2 protein-coding genes are annotated in these 1,228 nt (G+C 48.1%); both read left to right on the top strand.

Annotated features, from left to right (window positions below; genetic code table 11):
* On the top strand, window positions 1-364 hold a 364-nt coding region (locus ACYVGO_RS38780; protein WP_460974166.1), incomplete at its 5' end, for an ISAon1 family transposase N-terminal region protein.
* A 10-nt stretch (window positions 365-374) separates the two neighbouring features.
* Window positions 375-1,228: ISAon1 family transposase (locus tag ACYVGO_RS38775; protein WP_460974167.1), on the top strand; the 854-nt coding region annotated here is incomplete at its 3' end.

The raw sequence follows: 1,228 nt of genomic DNA, 5'->3' as shown, positions 1-1,228 counted from the left end.
TCTAGTTGTTTTGGAGAGTTTCTTGCCCATCGTTCAGTTTCTGTTGCCTGAGTTCATCCTACAAAATTTTGAATTGACCTCCATCGACCGCCCTGAGGGAGTCTTTCATGTTCATATCGAAGAGAAAAATGCCGATGAGACGGACCCTCAACGGAAGAATCTGCTCTCCAAAGGCTTTTTCCCCACTATCACCGTCCAGGACTTTCCCATCCGGGGCCACCAGGTATTCCTGCATATCAAACGCCGTCGCTGGCTCAATACCCAAACCGGCAAAGTCGTCTATCGAGACTGGACTCAGGTAGCAGATGGAACGCGGATGACCAGTGAGTTTTCCGCTTTTTTAAAACAAATCAGTCGATACTAACCCGACTAATATCAACTCCATTGGCGGCTTTTATGGGGTTGGTGGCAAAATTCTATTACGCCAATACCGTGATTATCAGAGTGGATTTGCCAATTGGCAACAAAAGCAACATGCCAAAGACTGGTTGCTTTATCCCCAAAACCTGGGTACGCATTTGTCGCTAGATGAAACGAGTCTTTCACAAGGGGAACTCTATACGATTCTGACCAATAAAGCCGCTAGAGGAGGCAAGGGCAGTATCGTAGCCATTGTGGCGGGTACTAAAGCCGAGACGGTGATTGAGATATTGCGTAAGTTATCTGAAAACCAGCGCAAAAAGGTAAAGGAAATTACCCTGGATATGGCAGGCAATATGGCCCTAATCGCTAAAAAATGTTTCCCTAAGGCTATCCAAGTGACCGACCGTTTCCATGTGCAACAACTGGCTCTGGAGGCCGTTCAGACTATGCGAGTTGAGTACCGCTGGCAAGCCTTGGAGGCTGAAAATGAGGCTCTTGAGCAGGCTAAGTTTAACCAGATCGACTATCAACCAGAGTTACTTACCAATGGGGATACAGTGAAACAATTGCTGGCTCGCAGCCGCTATGTGCTTTATAAAAAGGCGCCTGACTGGACAGAAAGCCAGCGAGAACGGGCTGCTTTGCTGTTTGAGCGTTATCCAGAGTTGAAGGCTGCTTATGAGTTAAGTCAGGCCCTGAGTCACATCTTTGAGGCCACCACCGACAAACTCTACGGCTTAGGGCGGTTGGCCAAATGGCACGAAAAAGTACGCCAAGCGGGTTTCAAGGCCTTCAACACGGTGGCTCGTTCGATCCAGAACCACTATGAAACCATCCTGAACTACTTTGATAACCGCAGCACCAA

The sequence above is a fragment of the Spirosoma migulaei genome, assembly GCF_054776855.1.
Note: the sequence above shows the minus strand (reverse complement) of the source record. Positions and strands in the feature narration are given on the sequence as shown.